The sequence below is a fragment of the Oxalobacteraceae sp. CFBP 8761 genome (assembly GCA_014841595.1).
Lineage (GTDB): Bacteria > Pseudomonadota > Gammaproteobacteria > Burkholderiales > Burkholderiaceae_D > Telluria.
This window is the reverse complement of sequence record JACYUE010000002.1, coordinates 595584-616126: the sequence shown is the minus strand read 5'-3', so window position 1 is coordinate 616126 and position 20543 is coordinate 595584. Positions and strand designations below refer to the sequence as shown.

The 20543-nt window shown below is 64.4% G+C and carries 13 protein-coding genes; 4 read left to right on the top strand and 9 right to left on the bottom strand.

Features of this window, described 5'->3' with window-relative positions:
• Positions 1 to 12: 12 nt before the first annotated feature.
• Together IFU00_15070 and IFU00_15065 are read right to left on the bottom strand one after the other, a co-directional pair.
• Entirely contained in the window at positions 13 to 1365 is a 1353-nt protein-coding gene (locus IFU00_15070; protein MBD8543603.1) for an MFS transporter, read from the bottom strand.
• A gap of 102 nt (positions 1366 to 1467) precedes the next feature.
• A complete protein-coding gene (locus IFU00_15065; protein MBD8543602.1) occupies positions 1468 to 4176 on the bottom strand; it encodes a TonB-dependent receptor in 2709 nt (902 codons plus the stop codon).
• 582 nt (positions 4177 to 4758) lie between these two features.
• Here IFU00_15065 and IFU00_15060 point away from each other — a divergent pair.
• Positions 4759 to 5781, top strand: a complete 1023-nt coding sequence (locus IFU00_15060) for a porin (protein MBD8543601.1) — start codon at positions 4759 to 4761, stop codon at positions 5779 to 5781.
• Between the two features lie 368 nt (positions 5782 to 6149).
• Here the strand turns inward: IFU00_15060 and IFU00_15055 are convergent, their stop codons facing one another.
• From IFU00_15055 to IFU00_15045, 3 genes are all read right to left on the bottom strand, one after another.
• Positions 6150 to 7877, bottom strand: coding sequence for an MCP four helix bundle domain-containing protein (locus IFU00_15055; protein MBD8543600.1), 1728 nt, complete (start codon positions 7875 to 7877; stop codon positions 6150 to 6152).
• Positions 7878 to 7902: 25 nt separating this feature from the next.
• Positions 7903 to 8373 carry a chemotaxis protein CheW gene (locus IFU00_15050; GenBank protein ID MBD8543599.1) on the bottom strand — a complete coding sequence of 157 codons (471 nt, stop codon included), beginning with the start codon at positions 8371 to 8373 and terminating at the stop codon, positions 7903 to 7905.
• A 254-nt stretch (positions 8374 to 8627) separates the two neighbouring features.
• Entirely contained in the window at positions 8628 to 10388 is a 1761-nt protein-coding gene (locus IFU00_15045) for an MCP four helix bundle domain-containing protein (protein MBD8543598.1), read from the bottom strand.
• A gap of 266 nt (positions 10389 to 10654) precedes the next feature.
• On the opposite strand from IFU00_15045, the gene IFU00_15040 reads away from it, so the two are divergent.
• Complete coding sequence (locus IFU00_15040; GenBank protein ID MBD8543597.1) at positions 10655 to 11185, top strand: GNAT family N-acetyltransferase; 531 nt, start codon at positions 10655 to 10657, stop codon at positions 11183 to 11185.
• A gap of 114 nt (positions 11186 to 11299) precedes the next feature.
• Entirely contained in the window at positions 11300 to 13858 is a 2559-nt protein-coding gene (locus tag IFU00_15035) for a response regulator (protein MBD8543596.1), read from the top strand.
• Between the two features lie 24 nt (positions 13859 to 13882).
• Here IFU00_15035 and IFU00_15030 read toward each other — a convergent pair whose 3' ends face one another.
• Entirely contained in the window at positions 13883 to 15520 is a 1638-nt protein-coding gene (locus IFU00_15030) for a M28 family peptidase (protein MBD8543595.1), read from the bottom strand.
• A gap of 138 nt (positions 15521 to 15658) precedes the next feature.
• Between IFU00_15030 and IFU00_15025 the strand changes: the two genes are divergently transcribed.
• Complete coding sequence (locus IFU00_15025) at positions 15659 to 16066, top strand: antibiotic biosynthesis monooxygenase (GenBank protein MBD8543594.1); 408 nt, start codon at positions 15659 to 15661, stop codon at positions 16064 to 16066.
• 445 nt (positions 16067 to 16511) lie between these two features.
• Here IFU00_15025 and kdpE read toward each other — a convergent pair whose 3' ends face one another.
• Genes kdpE through kdpC form a run of 3 tightly spaced genes read right to left on the bottom strand, consistent with a single transcriptional unit; the run spans position 16512 to position 20541 of the window.
• Positions 16512 to 17204, bottom strand: a complete 693-nt coding sequence (gene kdpE, locus IFU00_15020; protein MBD8543593.1) for a two-component system response regulator KdpE — start codon at positions 17202 to 17204, stop codon at positions 16512 to 16514.
• On the bottom strand, positions 17197 to 19923 hold the full coding sequence (gene kdbD, locus IFU00_15015; protein MBD8543592.1) for a two-component system sensor histidine kinase KdbD: 2727 nt from the start codon (positions 19921 to 19923) through the stop codon (positions 17197 to 17199). Before kdbD ends, kdpE begins: the two co-directional genes overlap by 8 nt.
• Positions 19924 to 20541: a potassium-transporting ATPase subunit KdpC gene (kdpC, locus tag IFU00_15010; protein MBD8543591.1), complete on the bottom strand. Its 618-nt coding sequence runs from the start codon at positions 20539 to 20541 to the stop codon at positions 19924 to 19926. It lies immediately after the preceding gene.
• Positions 20542 to 20543: the final 2 nt, after the last annotated feature.

Genomic DNA, 20543 nt, shown 5'->3' with positions numbered 1-20543 from the left:
TGTGTGTGATTGTCAGGTGGTGGCGTAGCCGTGCGCCTGCATGTCCTGCTTGACGGTGGTGTAATAGTCGTCGCTGATCCGGTACTTGAACATCAGCATCCCCATCAAAAAGTGGAAGAAGCCCGGAATCACCGACAGCATCAGCGCGATGCCCTGCAGCGCCAGCGCCGATTGCGACTGGTTCGGCACGTAACGGAAGTAGTCGAGCAGGATGCCGACCATGTAGCCGGCCACGCCCATGCCGATCTTCTGGCATACCGAGATGCCGCCGAACGCGAAGCCCGAGACGCGCTTGCCGGTCTTGACCTGGCCGTAATCGATCGTCTCGGCGATGGCCGACCAGAATACCGGCGCGTGCAGGTCGACCACCAGCGAGAGCAGGAAATACAGGACGAAGGCCAGCACCATGTCGCCGGGCTGCACCAGGAAATACATCATCACGCTGAGCACCGCCACCGCGATCTGCGAATGCCGGAACAGCTTGACCTTGCAATAGAACTTGGTGGTCCAGGTCGAGACCACCATCGCCAGGATCGCCGCCGCCACGCCGGTCGACAGGAACGCCGATACGGCCGCCGTGTCGCCGCCCAGGTAGTACTTGGCATAGTAGATCGCCACCGAGCCGCGGATCACGTAGCCGATGGTGCCGGTCACGCACACGGCGCACAGGATCAGCCACTGGTCGTTCTTGAGCAGCACGCGCACCTGCGCCATCAGCGGCTGCTTCTCGACCTTGTGCACGACCCGCTCGGTGGTGGTGAAAAAGCAGAACACGAACAGCAGCACGCCGATGGCCGCCATCACCGCCATCGCCGCCTGGTAGCCGGCAGCGGGATGCGCGCCGTCCCAGGCGCTGGCCAGGACCGGCACGACGATCGTTACCATGAAGGCCCCCACCTTGGCGAAGAACAGCCGGTAGCCGTTGGCCGACAGGCGCTGCTGGGGATCGGCGGTCAGGCCGCTGATCAGCGAGATGTACGGAATGCCCACGCCGGCGGTCATGATGGTCATCAGGATGTAGGTGGAATAGGCCCAGATCAGCTTCGCGTCGTAGTCCCAGCCTGGTGTGGAAAACACGAGGAACACCGACAGGCCGTACGGCACCGCGAGCAGCAGCAGCCACGGGCGGTAGCGCCCCCAGCGCGTCAATACCGAATCGGTCACCTGCCCCATCGCCAGGTCGGCCACGGCGCCAACGATCTTGACGACGACGAACAGCACCGCCAGGTCGCGCACGTGCAGGCCATAGATGTCGGTGTAGAAGAAGGTGATGATCAGCATCATCGACGAGATCACCACATTGAGCGCCATGTCGCCGGCGCCGAAGCCGACTTTTTCAAGCGTCGAGAGTTTTTGCGTTTGCACGTTTTCCATCCAATCAAAACAACGACGGGGCGCGGCAGGAAATCCCGCGGCGCCCGGTTGGAACAGGTCAGCCGGCCATCAAGGAAGGCCGGCCGGCACCCCTCAATTGCGCCACCTGAGCGCCAGACCCACGACGCGGTCGTAGCGGCGCACGTCGCGCGGCAACTCGGGCACGCTGTGGTAGTCGTGGTACGACTGGTCCAGCAGGTTGCTGCCGTCGAGCGTGACCGTCAGCTTGTCGGTCAGCTTGTACGACACCGAGGCGTCGAGCGTCTTGAGCGGATCCACGACGATGTTGTACGGCAACCCTCGGTAGTTGTACTCGGCAGTGAACTTGTCGCGCCAGCTGTAGGCGATGCGGCCCGACCATTTGCCGTATTCGTACAGCGCGACCAGGTTGGCCGACAGCTTGGACATGCCGGCAAACGTGTTGATGGTGCCGTCGGCTTCGGCCAGGCCGCCATCCATCCAGGTCACGTTGGCCTGCATCCCGAGCCCGCCCAGCCAGCCCGGCAGCTTCGTGTAGAACTGCTGGTACGCCAGTTCGGCGCCCTTGAGCTTGCCCTCGACCGCGTTGTACGGGCGGCTGACGTTGTAGGTCATGCCGTCGTAGGTTTCCGGCCGCGCGCTGCGGCGCAGGTAGTTTTCGTAGTCGTGCTGGAACAGCGTGCCGGTGATCGAGCCGGCCGGTGCGAAGTACCACTCCAGCGCCACGTCGACGTTCCGCGCCTCTTGCGGCTTGAGGTTCGGGTTGCCGGCGCTGCCGGTGGCCAGCGTCGTGGTGGTGGACGGGAACAGCGTCAGGCCCGGATTGAAGTCACCGAACGGCGCCCGTTCGATCGCCTTGCTGGCCGACAGGCGGCCGATCAGGTCTTGCCTGAAGTGGGCGCGCATCGACAGGCTCGGCAGCACGTCGTTGGTGGTGCTCGACACGGTGACGGGCGAGACCACGCCGGCCGTGGACGAGAAGCCGCTGATGCGCTGCTTGGTTTTCACGTAGCGCAGGCCAGCGGTGCCGTCGATCGGCAGCGACCATGCATCGAAGCCGAAGTTGGCCTTGATGTAGGCGGCGCTCGACTGTTCGCGGTCCGAGTAGAACGACAGCGGATTGTCCGGTTGCGGATTCGGATTACCCTTGATGACCTGGCGGATGGCGCCCGTGTTGTCGAGCAGGTAGTCCCGGCACGGCGCATAGAACTGGTTCATCCCGTAGTTGCCGCCCGTTTTGGGGCTGGTGCAGTTCAGGCCCGGGAAGTCGGTGACCTTGATCGCGTTTGGCGTGAACGAATTCGGCGCGGCCGTGTAGCCGTTCAGCTCGTGCACGAACGAGGCGTCGCGCTGGACATGCCGTGCGCCCACGCTGAGTTCCTTGAAGAAGCCGTCGGCCTCCGGCGTCCAGGCCACATCGCCGCGCCAGTCGGTAGCGGCGCCGCGTGAGCGGTTGTGGTTGTCGAACAGCGCGAACATCGTCCAGTTGGCCGGATCGGTCATGTCGGTGCCCGGGTATTCCAGGTAGCCGCCGCCGTCGCGCACTTCGGCATTGATCGACTTCGACATGTTCATGACCGTGTCGAGGATCGGATTCTTCTGGCTGTACTTGCTGACCGTGCGCACCACCTCGCCGCTGACGCGTACGCCGGGGGTGGCCTTCCAGATCGCACCGACGGCGCCCTGGTGGGTTTCCGAATCGTCGCGCCGCGCCTGGGTCGAGCTCAGCGTGAACGTGTTCACGTTGGGATTGCTGATCGAACCGAGATAGTTCGAGCCCGGCATCGGCGTGACGGTGGAGCCGGGATTGTTGATCGGCAGGTCGCCCACGAAGAAGATGCTTTGCGAGTCGTGGTCGATCTTGGTCGAGAAGCTCTCGGCGTACACTTCGAGGTCGCTCGACGGGCGCCACTGGGCCGACAGGTTGCCGGCCAGGCGTTCGCGATCGCCACCGCTCATCACGCGGCCCATCGACGGTGCGCCGATGATGCCACGGTCGATCGTGCGTGGTTCGCCCACGAAGGCGGTTTCGTCATGGTAGCGGCCGCGCTGGTACGACAGGCCGCCGAGCAGGCCGATCTCGCCCATGGCCGTTTTCCAGCGGTTCGACAACAGGCCCGAGACGTTCGGATCGATCTTGTCGGCCTTGTCGCGGTGCTCGCCGCGGACATTGAAGGCGGCCTGTGCGCCCTTGAAATCGAATGGACGGTTGGTGCGCACGTCGATGACGCCCGAGGTACCGCCTTCGACCATGTCGGCGCCCTGCGATTTGTAGACGTCCACGCGCTGCAGCATGGCGACCGGCACATCGGCCAGGAACAGGCTGCGCCCGGCGGCGGTGAACATCTCGCGACCGTTGTACAGCGTGGTGATGCCGCCCAGGCCACGGATGACGACGTTGCCGGCTTCGCCATTCTGGCGGATCACCTGCACGCCCGGCACACGGCCCAGGATCTCGGCCACGTTCTTGTCGGGGAATTTGCCGATATCGTCGGCGACAATCGAATCGAGCACCTGCTCGGCGTTGCGCTTGATGGCCTGCGCGCTCTGGGCGGCCTGGCGGGTTCCGGTGACGGTCACGACGGCCGCATCGCGGTCGGCGCCGGCGCGCGCCGTGTTGTTTTCGGCATTTGACGGCGCGCTGGCGGCCGGGATGTCCGCCGTGGCGGCGCCGACTTCCTGGGCACCGACCGTCGCCGCGCTCATCAGGCCAGCGCCGGCCAGGGCCGCCACCGTGGCACGCAAGGCAAACCTGCGGCGGGCCTGAATGCGGCGGGTTGGGGAAAATGTGGGCGCAATGCTGCCCGGCGAATACCGTGTCATATGTCTCCTTAATCGTTATACGTCGCTGTGCGACTTTATTGTTTCGATGCTGTACGGAATGGTAGAAGATGCACCGAGAACGTTCCAATCAATTTTTCCGCAGTTCCGATACCGATTTAGGTATCGACATTGCAAGTGATCGAGGTTGCTGTCGGCGTGACGGAGACAAAGGTTCCGATGCACTATTGCGGTGCAAAAAAAAACAGCAACATGGCCGGATTCCAGACTGGATGGGTCGCACTGTCATACAGACGCGCCCATGGCTCGATGGGCAGCGGAACGCATGCGTGCACCGTTATTGCGCATTGCAGCAGCTGTCAAGGCCAAAAATGTGGCGTCGCTGCAACGCCTCTGGTTGATTTTCAGCAATATTTTAAGCGCTTCGCAGGCGCGATTCGCGACGTTGGAAAGGCTGCCGGAATCCACGGTTCTCCTATGAGAATCTGGCTCCCGGGGGATTTTTTTGACGCCAATTGCGGTCGCCGTTACGTCAATTCCGCTTGGGCGAACCCGGTGACAGATGTCCGTCGGGCATGTCATGATTACTAGGCTATTTCACAAACAAACACTGGAGATTCATCCATGAAGCACAAAATTCTTGCCATCGCCCTCGTGTCGGCACTGCCACTCGTCGCCCAAGCCCAAACCAGCGTCACCATGTACGGTATGGTCGATGCGTCGATCGGCGTTGAAAACAACGATGCGCCTGGCGAGAGCAGCCGCACCGTTGTGTCGTCGGGTACCCAATCGGCAAGCCGCATCGGCTTCCGCGGTACCGAAGACCTGGGCAATGGTCTGAAGGCACTGTTCAACATCGAAGCCGCTGTTGCCGTCGATACCGGCGCAACCGACTCGAACATGTTCCAGCGCCGCGCTGTCGTGGGCCTGCAAGGCGCCTTCGGTACCGTGACCGTCGGTCGTGAATATGGCCCGATCGCTGCCGTTGCCGGCGCATCGGACACCCTGGGCCAGGGCTTCTACGGTTCGAACCTGGCTGCCTTCGGCACCAACCGCCTGACCCGTCGCCTGTCGAACTCGGTCAACTACCAGAGCAACGCTCTGAGCGGCTTCACCCTGCGCGCAGCCTACGGCGCCGGTGAGCGCAGCATCGATCCATCGGGCGACGTGACCGGCGTCTCGCTGGAATACGCAAACGCTGGCCTGTACCTGGGTGCTGGTTACCAGAACGTCGAGCGCCTGGCGACCGGCGACGACAAAGAGTACAACGCAGGTATCGGCTACAAGTTCGGCGACTTCGAAGTGCGCGCTGGCTACATGGCTGCTGATCCTGAAACCGGCATCCTGCCAAGCGCCAAGTACGAGCAGAAGAACGCCGGCGTGTCGTATGGCTTCGGCGCCAACCGCGTCTTCCTGAACTACCAGCAGCAAGAGCTGGCCACTGGCGCAGAAGGCAAGGCAGTCACCGTTGCCTACACCTACACCCTGTCGAAGCGCACCAACGTGTACGCATCGTACGCAAAACTGCGTAACAACAACAACGGCGTGTTCTCGCTGACCTCGCCAGCTGGCTCGCTGGCCCTGCCAGCAACCGCGTTCGGCGCAGACCCACAGGTCTACAACGTCGGCGTGCGTCACTCGTTCTAAGCGACGCCGTACCGCATCGGGCGCATGTCGCCTGATGCGCGACGGACATAAAAACGGCAGACCTCACGGTCTGCCGTTTTTTTACGTCTGCGGTTTGTCGGCCGGCGCTGTCAACGTTAAATAGGGGATGCGTTGGGTGCACCGGATAGCGTACCGGCTTTAAAGGGAATACGTGGCGTACGGCGTCATGGAATGGCAGGGTTACGGCGGCACGGGGTCATGGAGTCATGGGGTCATGCCAGCGCTCTCATCGATCGCTGACAATGACAGCACCTGCCACGTTCAGACCACGCAACAAAAAAACGGCAAGCCCTGCGGCTTGCCGTTTTTTGCTTGCCCGCCATCCGGGCATGCAGGTCCTGGCCGGCTTAGAACGTTTCCCACTCGTCTGCAGCGACAGGCGTCCTGGCCTGCGTGCGCGTCGGGGCCGGCGCCGGGGCCGGCTTGGCATGGGCAATGGCAACCTTTTTTACTGCCGGTGCCGGCGCCGCTGCCGGCTTGGCGCGCACGACACCCACATCAGCCGGCGCCGCATCGGCCATCTGTCCGGCATCGATCCGGAACACCGCCACGGCGGCAGCCAGCATCGCAGCCTGCTCCTGCATCGACGCCGACGCCGCCGCCGCTTCCTCGACCAGCGCCGCATTCTGCTGCGTGCCCTCGTCCATCTGCGCCACGGCTTGGTTGATCTGCTCGATGCCGGCGGTCTGCTCCACGCTGGCGGCGCTGATCTCGGTCATGATGTCGGTCACGCGCCGGACGCTGTCGACGATTTCCTGCATCGTCGAACCTGCCTGCGCCACCAACTTGCTGCCGTCGGCAACCTTGCTGCTCGAGTCGCCGATCAGCGTCTTGATTTCCTTGGCCGCCGCCGCCGAGCGCTGCGCCAGATTGCGCACTTCGCTGGCCACGACCGCAAAGCCGCGGCCCTGCTCGCCGGCACGCGCGGCTTCCACCGCCGCGTTGAGCGCCAGGATATTGGTCTGGAACGCGATGCTGTCGATCACGCCGATGATGTCGCTGATCTTGTTCGACGATGCGTTGATCTGGTCCATCGTGTCGACGACCTGATGGATTACTTCCCCGCCGCGCGCCGCCACGTTCGACGCGGTCTCGGCCAGCTTGTTGGCCTGGCGCGCATTGTCGGCGTTCTGCTTGACCGTCGATGTCAGTTCTTCCATCGACGATGCCGTTTCTTCCAGCGCGCCGGCCTGCTGCTCGGTGCGGCCCGACAAGTCCTGGCTGCCCGCCGCCACCTGGCTGGCGGCAACCGCGATGGTGTCGGTGCCAATCCGCACGGCGCCCACGGTGCGCGCCAGACTTTCGTTCATGGTCTTGAGCGCTTGCAGCAGCCGGCCGGTTTCATCCTGCGTGATGACGTCGATGCGGCTGGTCAGGTCGCCGGCGGCGACGGTATTGGCCACTTCCAGCGCGCGGCGTACCGGCACGGTGATCGAGCGCGTGATCAAGGTGGCCACCAGGGCCGCGAACGCCAGCGCCAGACCGCCCAGCGCCCAGGTCTGCCACATTGTCCTGTCATAGGTTGCTGCGGCGCTTGCTGCAGCCTTGGCACTCAGGTCCTTCTGCAGCGCCAGTTCGGCGGCAGTGGCATCCTTCAGCCTGGCCAGGCGTGGACGCAGTTCGTTGGTCAGGTAGACCTTGGCCGGCTCTTCTTCGCCTGCATTGATCAGGGCGAGCAGCTCGGTGACGCCGGTCAGGTAGCTGGTGCTCGTGCTCTGCATGGTACGCAGGATGGCCAGTTCATCGGGATGCGCCGTCAGCAGCGGCTCGATCTCGGCCAGCGTTGCGGTGATCGTCACACGGGCCTTGCCGATCGCATCCACCTGCTTCTGGCGATCGGTCGGCTCGGCGTTGAGCATCATGTTGCGCAGCGCGATGGCGATAACGTTGATCTGGCCTTCGAGCCGGTTGCTCATCTCGATTGCCGGGATCCGGTGCTCGACGAGATCCCTGGTGCCATTGTTCACGCGCAGCAGCGACGCATTGCTCATCAAGATCATCGCGATGAGCATGACGCCGACGACGCCAAAGCCAAGCGACAGGCGCGTGGCGATATTCAGATTACCGAGTTTCATGGGGTGGTTCTTTCTGCGGAGCGGCTCAGGCAGCCAGCGCGAGCGACGGCACGAGGCCGAGTTCTTCGGATTGCATCAGGGCGTCGATATCGAGCAGGATCAGCATGCGTTCGCCGACCGTGCCGAGACCACGCAGGTAGCCCGCATCAAGCGAACCCATGGCAGGCGCCGGCCGGATCTGGTCGGCTTCGAGGGTGACGACCTCGGAGACGCTGTCGACCACCATGCCGATCACGTGTTGCGCAATGTTCAGGATGATCACGACCGTCAAGCTGTCATAGGTCGGATTGGCAAAGCCGAACTTGATGCGCATGTCCACCACCGGCACGATCCGGCCACGCAGATTGATGACACCCTTGAGAAATTCGGGCGCATTGGCCAGGCGTGTCGGCGTCTCGTAGCCGCGAATTTCCTGGACTTTGAGGATACTGATGCCATATTCTTCCTTGCCGAGACGGAAAGAGAGCACTTCGCGATCGTTGACTGCGTGTTCCATGGTATTACCTTCCAATGCCGTGAGATTTCGTTATGTTTCTTTTCGGCAAGCAGGGTAAGTTCTAACGCGGACGATAACGATGCATGCACGCTAACGAAACGGCAATGCCAGCGTGATTGCAATGAATACTGGACGATGCGCACGCTTTCTTTGCGCATGTGTTGGTTGTTCATGCAAAAAAAAACGGCAAGCCGCAGCTTGCCGTTTTCAGTGCCGATGCCGTTTGACCGGTGAAATTCAGGCCTGGCGCGATGTCAGAACTCTTCCCAATCCCCGGCCGCCACCGGCGTTGCGCCGGCCGCCACCTCTGGTTTGGGTGGAACCTTGGCTGCTGCGATCGCCTTGCGCGGTGCCGGGGCCGGGGCCCGAGTGGGTATCGCTGTCGTTTTAGCGACCGGTGCAGGCGCCGGGACTGCCTGCGTCGGCGCCACCGCTTGCGGCGCTGCCGCCGACACACCTTGCATCTGCTCCCCGTCGATCTGGAACACCGCCACCGCCTGCGCCAGCCGGGCCGCCTGCTCGCGCATCGAGGTCGCCGCCGCTGCCGCTTCTTCGACCAGCGCCGCGTTCTGCTGCGTGCCCTCATCCATCTGCGTCACGGCCTGATTGATCTGCTCGATGCCGGCAGTCTGCTCCAGGCTCGCCGCGCTGATTTCGGTCATGATGTCGGTCACGCTGCGCACGCTGTCGACGATCTCGCGCATGGTCTGGCCGGCCTGCGCCACCAGCTTGCCGCCCTCGGCGACCTTGCCGCTGGAATCCTGGATCAGGCCCTTGATTTCACGGGCCGCCGCCGCCGAGCGCTGCGCCAGATTGCGCACCTCACCCGCCACCACGGCAAAGCCCCTGCCCTGCTCGCCCGCGCGGGCTGCCTCCACCGCCGCGTTCAGGGCCAGGATATTGGTCTGGAACGCGATGCCGTCAATGACGCCGATGATGTCGTTGATCTTGTTCGACGACGCGTTGATGCCGTCCATCGTGCCGACCACCTGCTCGATCACGTCGCCGCCGCGCGAGGCGACGCTCGAGGCCAGGCCCGCCATCACATTGGCCTGGCGCGCATTGTCCGCATTCTGGCGCACGGTCGCCGTCAGCTCTTCCATCGACGACGCCGCTTCTTCCAGCGCCGCGGCCTGCTGCTCGGTGCGGATCGACAGATCATGGTTGCCCGCTGCCACTTCGGCAGCGGCCAACGCAATCGTGTCGGTCCCCACGCGCACGGTGCCGACGGTGCGCGCCAGGTTTTCGTTCATCGTCTTGAGGGCTTGCAGCAACTGGCCCGTTTCGTCATCCGCGGTTACCTCGATGCGGCTGGTCAGGTCGCCGGCGGCAACCGTATTGGCCACATCCAGCGCGCGCGCCAGGGGCCGCGTGATCGAGCGCGTGATCGCCCACGCCGCCAGCAATGAGAGCAGCAATGCCACGCCGCCCAGGCCCCACATCAGCAGACTGGTATTGCGATAGGTGACGGCGGCGTCGCGCGCGGCCTCGTCCGCGATCGCGACCTGCAGCGCGGTCTGCTCGGACGTCGCCCGCTTCAGACGCATCAGCAGCGGGCCCAGGTCTTCGCCAAGCAGCGCGCGCGCCTCGTCGACTTCCTCGGCCTCGAGGTGCTTGATCATCGCATCCTGCCCGGCCTTGTACAGCGCGGTTTCCTTTTCCATCTGGGCCAGCAGTTCGAGCGCTTTCGGGTTGTGCAGCGACGCCCGCAGCTTGACCAGGATGGCGTCCATCGCGGCGCGCGCGGCCATGATGTCCTTGACCTGGCGCCGGTGGTCGGAACCGCTCTCGCTGAGGATCATGTTGCGCAGCGAGATGGCGATATCGTTGATCCGGTCCTGCATCTGGGTGGTCAATGCGATGCGCGGCATGCGTTCATTGACGATCTCGGCGGTGCCGGCATTGGTGCGGGCCAGCATCGCATTGCTCAGTACGATCATCACGACCAGCATGATGCAGATCAAGCCAAAGCCCAGTGCCAGTCGCTTGCCGATGCGCAGATTTGCCAATGTCATGGCACGGCGTTTCTTGGTTGGTTCTGTCATGGTCATCCTTGTGCAGCGCCAGGCGCCGAAAATAGTTACTCTGCGAGAACATTACAAGCGACCTTTCGTCATGTCGATAGATCCATGTCAATACTAGAAAATAAAACTTGGTTTAGGTCGAAAGTATGGTGCGCCCACAACAGGATGACACAGTGGCCATATGAACCACGACACGTTGGCATGCATCGTGCTTGAGATAAACGGACAATCCATTCACCCTCTGTTCAGGGAATTCCATGATCATCCGCAGACTCGATCCACGCACCATCGCCGAATCCATGCCATCGCTGGGCACGTTGCTGCTCGATGCGGTGGCCGATGGCCATTCACTGGGATTCGTCAATGGTCTTGACCAGGATCAGCTTGACGCCTACTGGCAAGGCATCGCGGATGAAGTCGGGCTGGGGCAGCGCGTACTATTGGCAGCGGAACGTGCCGGCGTGCTGGTCGGCAGTATCCAGCTTGCATTGTGTACGAAGCCAAATGGCCACAACCGCGCCGAAGTGCAACAGTTGCTCGTACACTGCACCGTACGGCGCAGTGGCATCGGGATGGCGCTGATGCAAGCGCTCGAGATCGAGGCACTGGCCCTGCGCCGCGGTTTGTTGTTTTTGGATGCGGCGGTGGGCTCCGGTGCCGAGCGACTGGTGCAACAAAGCGGCTACGAGCGGGTCGGCGAATTGCCTGAGTACGCGTGTACACCCAATGGCCGCTGGCACGCGACGGCAATTTATTACAAGACCCTGTTCACGCGTAACCGGCGCTGACCGACACAGCCCACTGCCAGCCTCACTAAAGGAAAGCATGTACTTTTGGTTTGTGGCGTAGAATTTGCCGGATTAAACGTTCTGGAAAGCAATGTGACTGGCATATCGTCCACCATGCCCCGCAGACCACTGCGGGCTTATTTGCTCTGGCTGGTTCTGGTAACACTGTTGCCGGGCGTGGTCGGCGCATCGCTCCTGTTCGTCCATCAGTACCAGAAAAGCCGCGCCCAGTTCGAGCGCAACACGATGCAGACCGTGCGCGCGCTCGTGCACACGGTCGACAGCAAGCTGCTGCAGGCGCAGGTCATCGCCCAGACCCTGTCGACGCTCGACGCGCTCCAGGACCGCGATTTCCCGCTCGTGCACCGGCAGGCACGCGAGGCGCTGCAACTGGCCGGCGACGGCATGACTGCCGTGCTGCGTGAGCGCAGCGGCCAGCAGATTCTCAATACCGCCGTCGTCTATGGCGAACGCCTTCCGCTCGAACCGTCCGACTCGCTGGAGAAAGTGTTTGCCAGCGGCCGGCCAGGCATCTCGCGCGTTTTCATCGGCAAGGTCGTCGGCGAGCCCACCGTCAGTGTCGACGTGCCGGTAGTGATCGACGGCAGCGTGGCCTACGTGCTGAGCATCGGCGTACGGCCCGGGTATTTCGACGACATGCTCACGCCCAGATCCGTGTCGGATGGCGCGCGGGCGTCGGTGGTCGACGCCGGCGGCACCATCTTCGCGCGCAACCTGAGTCCCGAGCGCTTCGTCGGCAACCGCGTCACCGATCCGCTGTTCCGCGCCATGCAGCACCAGCGCGAAGGCATCGTCCAGTCGGTGTCGCAGGAAGGCGTCGCCCTGCTCACCTTCTACTCGCGCTCCGAAGCGACTGGCTGGCACGTCGCCATCGGCATGCCGCGCTCGAACCTGAACCAGGTGCTGTTCGAACCGCTGGCCGCGCTGCTGACCGGCGTGCTGCTGCTGTTTGCCGTCGGCCTGTGGCTGGCCTGGCAGATTGGCGGACGCCTCGCGCGTTCGGTCCAGGCCCTGACCGCACCGGCGGTGGCGCTGGGCAAAGGCGAAACACCGCCCCGCTTCACGCAAGTGCACGTCAAGGAAGCGGCCGAAGTGGCCGAGGCGATCAGCGCCGCATCGACGCTGCTCGGCGAACGCGCGCAAGCGCTGGCCATCAAGGAAGCCGAACTGCGCGACGCGCACCGCATGGCGCGCTTCGGCACCTGGCACATGCAACTGCCGGGCGGCGACTTGTTCACGTCCGAATCGGTGCCGCACATCTACGGACGCGAGCTGCCGCCATTCGACGAACAGCGCGGGTCGGTGCTGCCCGAAGAATCGTGGCAGCGCGCCAGTGCGCTGATCCGCGAGCTGCAACGCACCGGCGGCAGCGGCAGGCTGCAACTGCAGGTATTGCACGCCGAAGGCCACCGCATCTGGATCGACCTGCATTGCGAGGCAGTGCAGGACGGCGACGCGCGCGTGTCGGCGCTGCGCGGCACGATCCAGGACGTGACCGACCGCGTCAACGCCGAAGAAGCGCTGCGCCAGGCCGACCAGCGCAAGAACGAATTCCTGGCAATGCTCGCGCACGAGCTGCGCAATCCGCTGGCGCCAATCGCCTCCGGCGCGCAGTTGCTGGGCCATGACACGCTCGACCCGGCGCGCACGCGCCAGATCAGCGGCATCATCGCGCGCCAGGCACGGCACATGGCCGGCCTGGTGGACGACCTGCTGGACGTGTCGCGCGTCACGCGCGGCCTGGTGACGCTGTCGAAGGTGCGCCTCGATGTCAACGAGGTGCTGGCCGAAGCGATGGAACAGGTCCAGGAACCGCTGCGCCAGAGAGGCCACACGCTGACATCGTCGCTGCCAGCGACGCCGGCCTGGGTGATGGGCGACCGCAAACGGCTGGTGCAGGTGGTGGGCAATCTGCTGCACAACGCAGTCAAGTTCACGCCCGCCGGCGGCAAGCTGCGCGTGGCGCTCGAACTGGACGCGTCGCGCCTGCGCATCGTGGTGGCAGACAACGGCATCGGTATGCTGCCCGAAGAACTGGATCGTGCATTCGAGATGTTCGTGCAGGGCGAGCGCACGCCGGACCGCACGCAGGGCGGCCTGGGAATCGGGCTCGCGCTCGTGCGCAGCCTGGTGCAGCTGCATGGCGGCAGCGTGCGCGTGGAGAGCCCCGGCCAGGGACTGGGCAGCACCTTCATCGTGACGCTGCCGCGCAGCGAAGCCCGCAGCGCCGGCGGCAGCGCTGCAAACACACCCGAGGCAGGCGCGCTGCAGCAGCTCAAGGTGCTGGTGGTGGACGACAATATCGACGCGGCGCAGGTGCTGGCGATGTACGTCAGCGCAGCGGGACATGAGGTGGCGGTCGAACATGATCCGTTCGACGCCTTGCGTCGCGCCGCGCAGTTCGTGCCCGACGCCTGCCTGCTCGACATCGGCCTGCCCGGGATGGATGGCCATGAACTGGCGCGCCGCCTGCGCGCAGCACCGGCGACCGCGAATGCCTTGCTGGTGGCGGTTACCGGCTATGGCCAGTCGCAGGATCGCGATGCCAGCAGCCAGGCCGGCTTCGACCATCATCTGGTCAAGCCGGTGGACATGACCGACCTGGATCGCATCCTGACGGCGGCGGCCAGTGGCGCCGCCGCCGCCGTGTGACCCGTGTGAGGGCCGGCGCCGAACCTATTTGCGCTTGACGCTGCCGAAGGCTTCGCCCTTCTTCCAGGTCGGCATGCCCGGCGCGTTCGCGACCGCGTAACCCAGGTTGAGCGTGAATTGCGCTTGCTGCACCATGCCGGACAAATCCCACTCGGGCCGGTATGCATCGCTGACCTGGTGGTAGTGGTCCTTGAAGCCCTTGATGTTGGTGCTCGATTCGTTCTGGTGCTGTTCGAACTCGAAGTGGCCATCGCCCGAGAATACGGCCGAACCGACGTTAAATGCCGGCACGCCCGCCTTGGCGAACGCGAAGTGGTCGGCGCGGAAGTAGGCGCCCGACATGTCCGGCGAGCTTGGCGCGATCTTCAGGCCCATCGACTTGGCCACCTGGGTCGAGGTCTCGAACAGGCTGCTGCGCTCCGCGCCGGCGACACCGATATCGCGGGTGCGGCCGACGAAGTTCAGGCTGTCGAGATTGAGGTCGGCCGCCGTTTGCGCCAGCGGCCAGACCGGGTTGGCGACATACGCCACCGCGCCCAGCAAGCCCTGCTCTTCAGCGGCGGGCCACAAAAAGATCTGGGTGCGTTTGGCCGGTTTCTTGACCGCTTCGGCCGCCATCACCAGGAGCGCTGCGGTGCCCGATGCGTTGTCGATCGCGCCATTGTATATGCGGTCGGCCTTCGGATCGTCGCCGGCTTTCAGTTCGGCCATGCCCATGTGATCCCAGTGCGACGAGTAGACGACCGCCTGCTCTTTCAGCTTGGCGTCGGTGCCGGGCACGATGCCGATCACGTTGAACTGCTCGACCGGCCGGATCGCTGAGCGCAACTCGACATGCCCCGCGACCTTCAGGTCGACCGGGCGAAAGTCGCGGCGCTCGGCCTGCGCGCGCAGCTTGTCGAGGTCATGGCCGCCGGCGGCGAACAGCTCGCGCGCGGTGTCTTCGTGCAGCCAGCCTTCCATCGGATTGCCCGGGCCCTTGAGGCCAAAGCGCTCGTTGCCGAAGCCATTGGCCGGCACGCTCCACGGATAGGAGCTCGATGGCGTCGTGTGGATCAACAGCACCCCGGCGGCGCCGCGGCGCGCGGCTTCCTCAAATTTATAGATCCAGCGGCCGTACCAGGTGTAGGCCTTGCCGGCGAAGCGGTTGGGCTCTTCTGCGGTGGGCTGGGGATCGTCGACCATCATGACGAGGATCTTGCCCTTGGCGTCGAGGCCCTTGTAGTCGTCCCACTTTTCTTCGGGTGCGGCGGCGCCATAGCCGACGAAGACGAGGGGCGCATCGAACGACAGGTTCTCGTTGCCGCTCTTGGTGCCCATGACGATGCCCTTGCCCAGCGCCGGCTTGAAGGTCTTGCCGCCGGCGGTGAAGGTGGCGCTGCCACTCAGAAGTTTGCTGCCCTCGATCTCGACCTTCTGGCGATAGCCACCGCCGGGGATAGGCTTGAGGCCAATCAGCGCAGCCTGGGTTTCCAGATAGCGCACGGCCAGGTCGCCGCCGCGCTGGCCGGTGCCGCGGCCTTCGAGCAGATCGTCAGCAAGGAACGATAAGTGAGCGCGCAGAGCGGTCTCGGACACGGCGGCCGGCTGCTGCGCATGCGCAGCCTGGGAGACGGAGAAAATGCAGGCGCTGACGGCCAGGGCAAGAGGATGAAGTCGCATCGAGGCTTTCGTGACAGGATGATGGAAAAGCCATCTTAACCCGACCTGCATCGAATGCGCCAAGACGCCCGTTTGTGCTTGGCGGCACCAGGAGCCACACCTATACTTCTCAAGAAACAATTCCACGCGAGGACAGGCATGACCGTATCCCGCCGCACGATGCTGGGGACGCTGGCAGCCCTGCCGCTGACCCAAGCCTGCGCCACCGCCCCCGGCACCACCACCACGATGAAAGAGACACCCCGCATGTACGGTCTGATCGGAAAAATGCTCGCCACGCCGGGCCAGCGCGACGCCCTCATCGCCATCCTGCTCGAAGGCACCACCGCCATGCCCGGCTGCCTGGCCTACATCATCGCCAAAGACAAACAGGACGCCGACGCCATCTGGATCACCGAAACCTGGGACTCGCAAGACAACCACAAGGCCTCACTGACCCTCCCGTCAGTCCAAGCCGCCATCAAACAAGCCCGCCCCCTGATCGCCGGCTTCGGCGAACGCTTCGAAACCGAACCCATCGGCGGCCAAGGCCTCCCCAAAAAATAGGGTCAGAGTAGATTTATTGGGCAATTACCCAAAGTTGTCAAACAATTCGACTCTGACCCTAATTTATTCTTGCAGTAACTCTTGCAAATTAATTAGGGTCAGAGTCGAATTATTGAGCAATTGATCGCTATTTTTCGATAATTTAATTCCTGGCTTCATTAAATCGAATTAACGTTGCATTTAAATTATGCGTGGATCTTTCTTTTTTCCAAAGAATTCGATAGAGCAAAAAAAAAGCGCATCAAAAGCCAGAATCAATGAGGGTCAGAGTAGATTTATTGGGCAATTACCGAATGTTGTCAAATAATTCGACTCTGACCCTAATTTAGATTTTGGGAAAGCGTTGCAAATTAATTAGGGTCAGAGTCGAATTAACTGGCAACTTCAAAAATTGCTTTTTAATTCTACTCTGACCCTAATTTATTTAACATTGATTCGGGGATTTTTAGCCGAGCCAGAGGCGGTAGCCGACGCCGGTTTCGGTGAGGAGGTGGCGGGGTTGGGCGGGGTCGGGTTCGAGTTTGTGGCGCAGGTGGCCCATGTAGATGCGCAGGTAGTGGCTGCTTTCGGCGTGGCCCGGGCCCCAGACAGCGCGTAGCAGTTGCGGGGCGGTCATCACGCGGCCGGCGTTGCTCACGAGGACGGCGAGCAGGCGGTATTCGGTGGGCGTTAAGTGGACGTGTTCGCCATTTCTCGTCACCACACGGTCTTGCAGGTCCACTGACACGTCGCTGAAGTGTGTTTTGCTGTCGCCGCCGGCGGCGGGTTGGCGCTGGCGGCGCAGCGTGGCGCGCACGCGTGCGAGGAGTTCGCCGGTGCCGAAGGGTTTCGTCAGGTAGTCGTCGGCGCCGGCGTCGAGGGCGCGGATTTTCTCGCTCTCGGCCACGCGCGCCGACAGCACGATGATCGGCACCACCGACCATTTGCGCACGTCGTGGATGAAGTCGATGCCATCGCCATCCGGCAGGCCGAGGTCGAGCACGATCAGGTCGGGGCGGCGCGTGCCGGCGTCGATCAGGCCACGCGCCATGCTCACCGACTCGTGCACCTGCCAGCCTTCCTGTTCGAGGGCGGCGCGCACGAAACGGCGGATTTGCGGCTCGTCCTCGACCAGCAGTGCGCAAGGCACGTCAAGCATCGTTTGTCTCCATCGATAGCAAGTCCAGTTCAGGGGGGCTGCCGGCCGGCAGCGAGAACACGAAGCCGGCGCCGCCTAGGGTTGATGCGCAGGCGCGGATCATGCCGCCATGCGCGCCGATGATCGCGCGGCAGATCGCCAGGCCCAGGCCCACGCCGGGCAGCGCCGATTCGCGCTCCCCGCGCGTGAATTTTTCGAAGATCGCTTCTTCGCTGCCGGCGCGCAGGCCCGGACCGTCATCGCTCACCGTGACGTCGATCCAGGCCCCGCGCGCCAGCGCGGAGATCTCGATGCGCGAGCCGGCTGGCGTGTATTTTGCGGCATTTTCAACGAGGTTGCACAGCACGCGTTCGATCAGCACGGCGTCGAAGCGCACCAGCGGCATGTCGGGCGGCAGACGCACCGTCACCGTGTGCTGGCGCAACGCCGCGCCGCAGGCGCGCAGTGCGCTGCCGACCACTTCTTCGAGCGCCTGCCATTCCAGGTTGAAGCGCACTTCCCCGCTTTCGATGCGCGCCATGTCCAGCAGGTTCGCCACCAGGGTCCCCATGCGCACCGCTTCATCGTGCAGCGCCTGCGCCAGCGCCTGTGATTTATCGGGCAGCACCGGCTCGCCACGCAGCAGCGATTCGGACAAGCCCACCAGCGCCGTGAGCGGCGTGCGCAGATCGTGCGACAGCGCCGCCAGCAGCGAATTGCGCAGGCGCTCCGATTCCATGTTCACCAATGCCGCCTGCGCAACCTCGACGTAATGCACGCGCTCGAGCGCGATCGCGGCCAGCGCCGCCAGGGCGTCGAGCTGGCGCCGCTGCTCGGGAATCAGTACCCAGCGCCCGCCTTCCGGCTCGATCGCCAGCACGCCGCGTGTGCGCATCGGCGCCACCAGCGGCAGATAGAACAATGGGCATGCGGGCAGCGTGTCCGTGCCCAGGCCCGCCGGCTGCGCGTGGTCATATGCCCACTGGGCGATGCCCAGGTCGACGTTGCCGGGCGCCGGTCCAGTTGCGCCGCCATCTTCCGCCGCCGGCATGCCGAGCCGCCCGTCGGCATCGGGCACCAGCAGCGTGGCGCGCGCGCCGAACGCATTCTGGATCACGGCGCGGCTCGACTCGAACACCTGCGACGCCGCCAGCGCACCGGATAACTCGCGCGCGAATTCGTACAGCGCGCGCACGCGCCGCTCGCGCTGCGCCGCCACGCGCGCCTGGAAGCGCAGGCCAGCTGTCAGGTGCCCAGTAATCAGGCCGACGGCCAGCATCACGGCGAACGTGATCAGGTACTGCACGTCGCTCACCGCGAAATCGAAACGCGGCGGCACGAAGAAGAAATCGAAGCTGGCTACGCCGACGCAGGTGGCGGTAACCGATGGCGCGCGCCCGAAACGCATGGCCACGAGCAGCACCACCAGCAGGAACAGCATGACGATATTGGCCAGATCGAGCCACGGCCTCAGTGGCGTAGCCACCAGCGCCGTGAGCAGGCTGGCACCGGCAGCCAACGCGTGCGGCAGCAATGGCTGGCCTGGCTCTGCTGCTGCACCCGTAGCCGCCGTGGCGCCGCTGACCGCAGCAGGCGGCACCGCCGGTTGCCCGATCTCGATCAGGTCCACACCCGGCGCGAGCCGCGCAAGCCGGCGCGCCGTTCGCCGGCGCCAAGGCCAGCGCGAGCCATCCCGGCCCAGCGCGATGCGCGACAGATTATGGTCGCGCGCGTAATCGAGCGTGCTGGCCGCGATGTCCTCGCCCGACAGCACGGCCGTGGTGGCGCCCAGGCTGTGCGCGAGTTTGAGCGTGTCCATGATGCGCACCCGCGCGGTCTCGGGTAGCTTGCCCAAGCGCGCCGTTTCGACATACACCGCATGCCAGGCCGTGCCCAGTTGCGACGCCATGCGCGCACTGCTGCGCACGACGTGCTCGGCGTGGCTTCCCGGCCCGAGACACACCAGCAGGCCGGCGCCGGTCTTCCAGATCGCGTCGATCGATTGCGCTTCACGCCAGGCGCGCACGTCGCCTTCGACGCGGTCGGCCGTGCGGCGCAGCGCCAGTTCGCGCAGCGCGATCAGGTTGCCCTTCCTGAAGAAATTACCGGCCGCGCGCTCGGCCTGCTGCGGCTGATACACCTTGCCCTCTTTCAGCCGCGCCAGCAGCGCGTCGGCCGTCAGGTCGACCATCACGATCTCGTCGGCGCTGTCGAACACGCGATCGGGCACCGTCTCGGCCACGCGTATGCCCGCGATGCCGCCCACCACATCGTTCAGGCTTTCCAGATGCTGCACGTTGACGGTCGTGAGCACGTCGATGCCCGCCGCCAGCAGTTCTTCGACATCCTGCCAGCGCTTGGGATGGCGCGAACCGGGCGCGTTCGAATGCGCCAGTTCATCGACCAGGATGACGCCGGGCGCACGCGCCAGCGCGGCATCGAGATCGAATTCGTCGAGCGTCTTGCCGCGATAGTCGATGCGCCGCCGCGGCAGCAGTTCGAGCCCGTCGAGCAGGCGCGCCGTCTCGGTGCGTCCGTGGGTTTCGATCACGCCTACGAGCGGTGCGGCGCCATCGCGCTGCAGCTTGCGCGCCTCTTGCAGCATGGCGTAGGTCTTGCCCACACCGGCCGAGGCACCAAAGTAGATGCGCAGGCGCCCACGCGCTGCGCGCCGGTCCTGCTCGCGCAGTTGCGCTAGCAGTGCGTCGGGGTCGGGTCGCTGGTCGTCGTGCGGCATCATCTAGCGAGTATGACCGCTTTCGGGGCCGCTGGCCACGCTGGCCACGCCGGCAGCCTGGTCCAGCGCCAGGTTCAGCGCCAGCACGTTGACGCGCGGCGCACCTGGCAGGCCCGGTAAAGGCAGCTCGGTATGCCGTTCGATCAGCGCGCCGACCCGTTCAACCGGCATCGCACGCGCACGCGCTACCCGTGCTGCCTGGTAATGCGCGCCCGCCACACTGATCTCGGGATCGAGACCGCTGGCCGACGCCGTCACCAGGTCGACTGGCACCTGCGCCGTGTTGGACGGGTCGAGTGCGCGCAGCGCAGCCACGCGGCCCTTGACCGCTTCCTGCAGGGCCGGGTTGAGCGGGCCCTGGTTCGAGCCGCCCGAGCCGCCGCCGTTATTGGCCATCGGGCCGGTTGCCGATGGCCGGCCCCAGAAGTAGCCTGGCGCAGTGAATGACTGGCCGATCAGCGCTGAGCCGACCGTCTTGCCATCCCGTTCCACCAGGCTGCCATTGGCCTGGACGGGGAACGCCGCCTGGGCGATCCCGGTCACGGCCAGTGGATAGAGCACGCCGCAGATCAGCGTGAGCACCGCGAACAGCACGAGTGCGGGGCGAAGAATCGATTGCATGA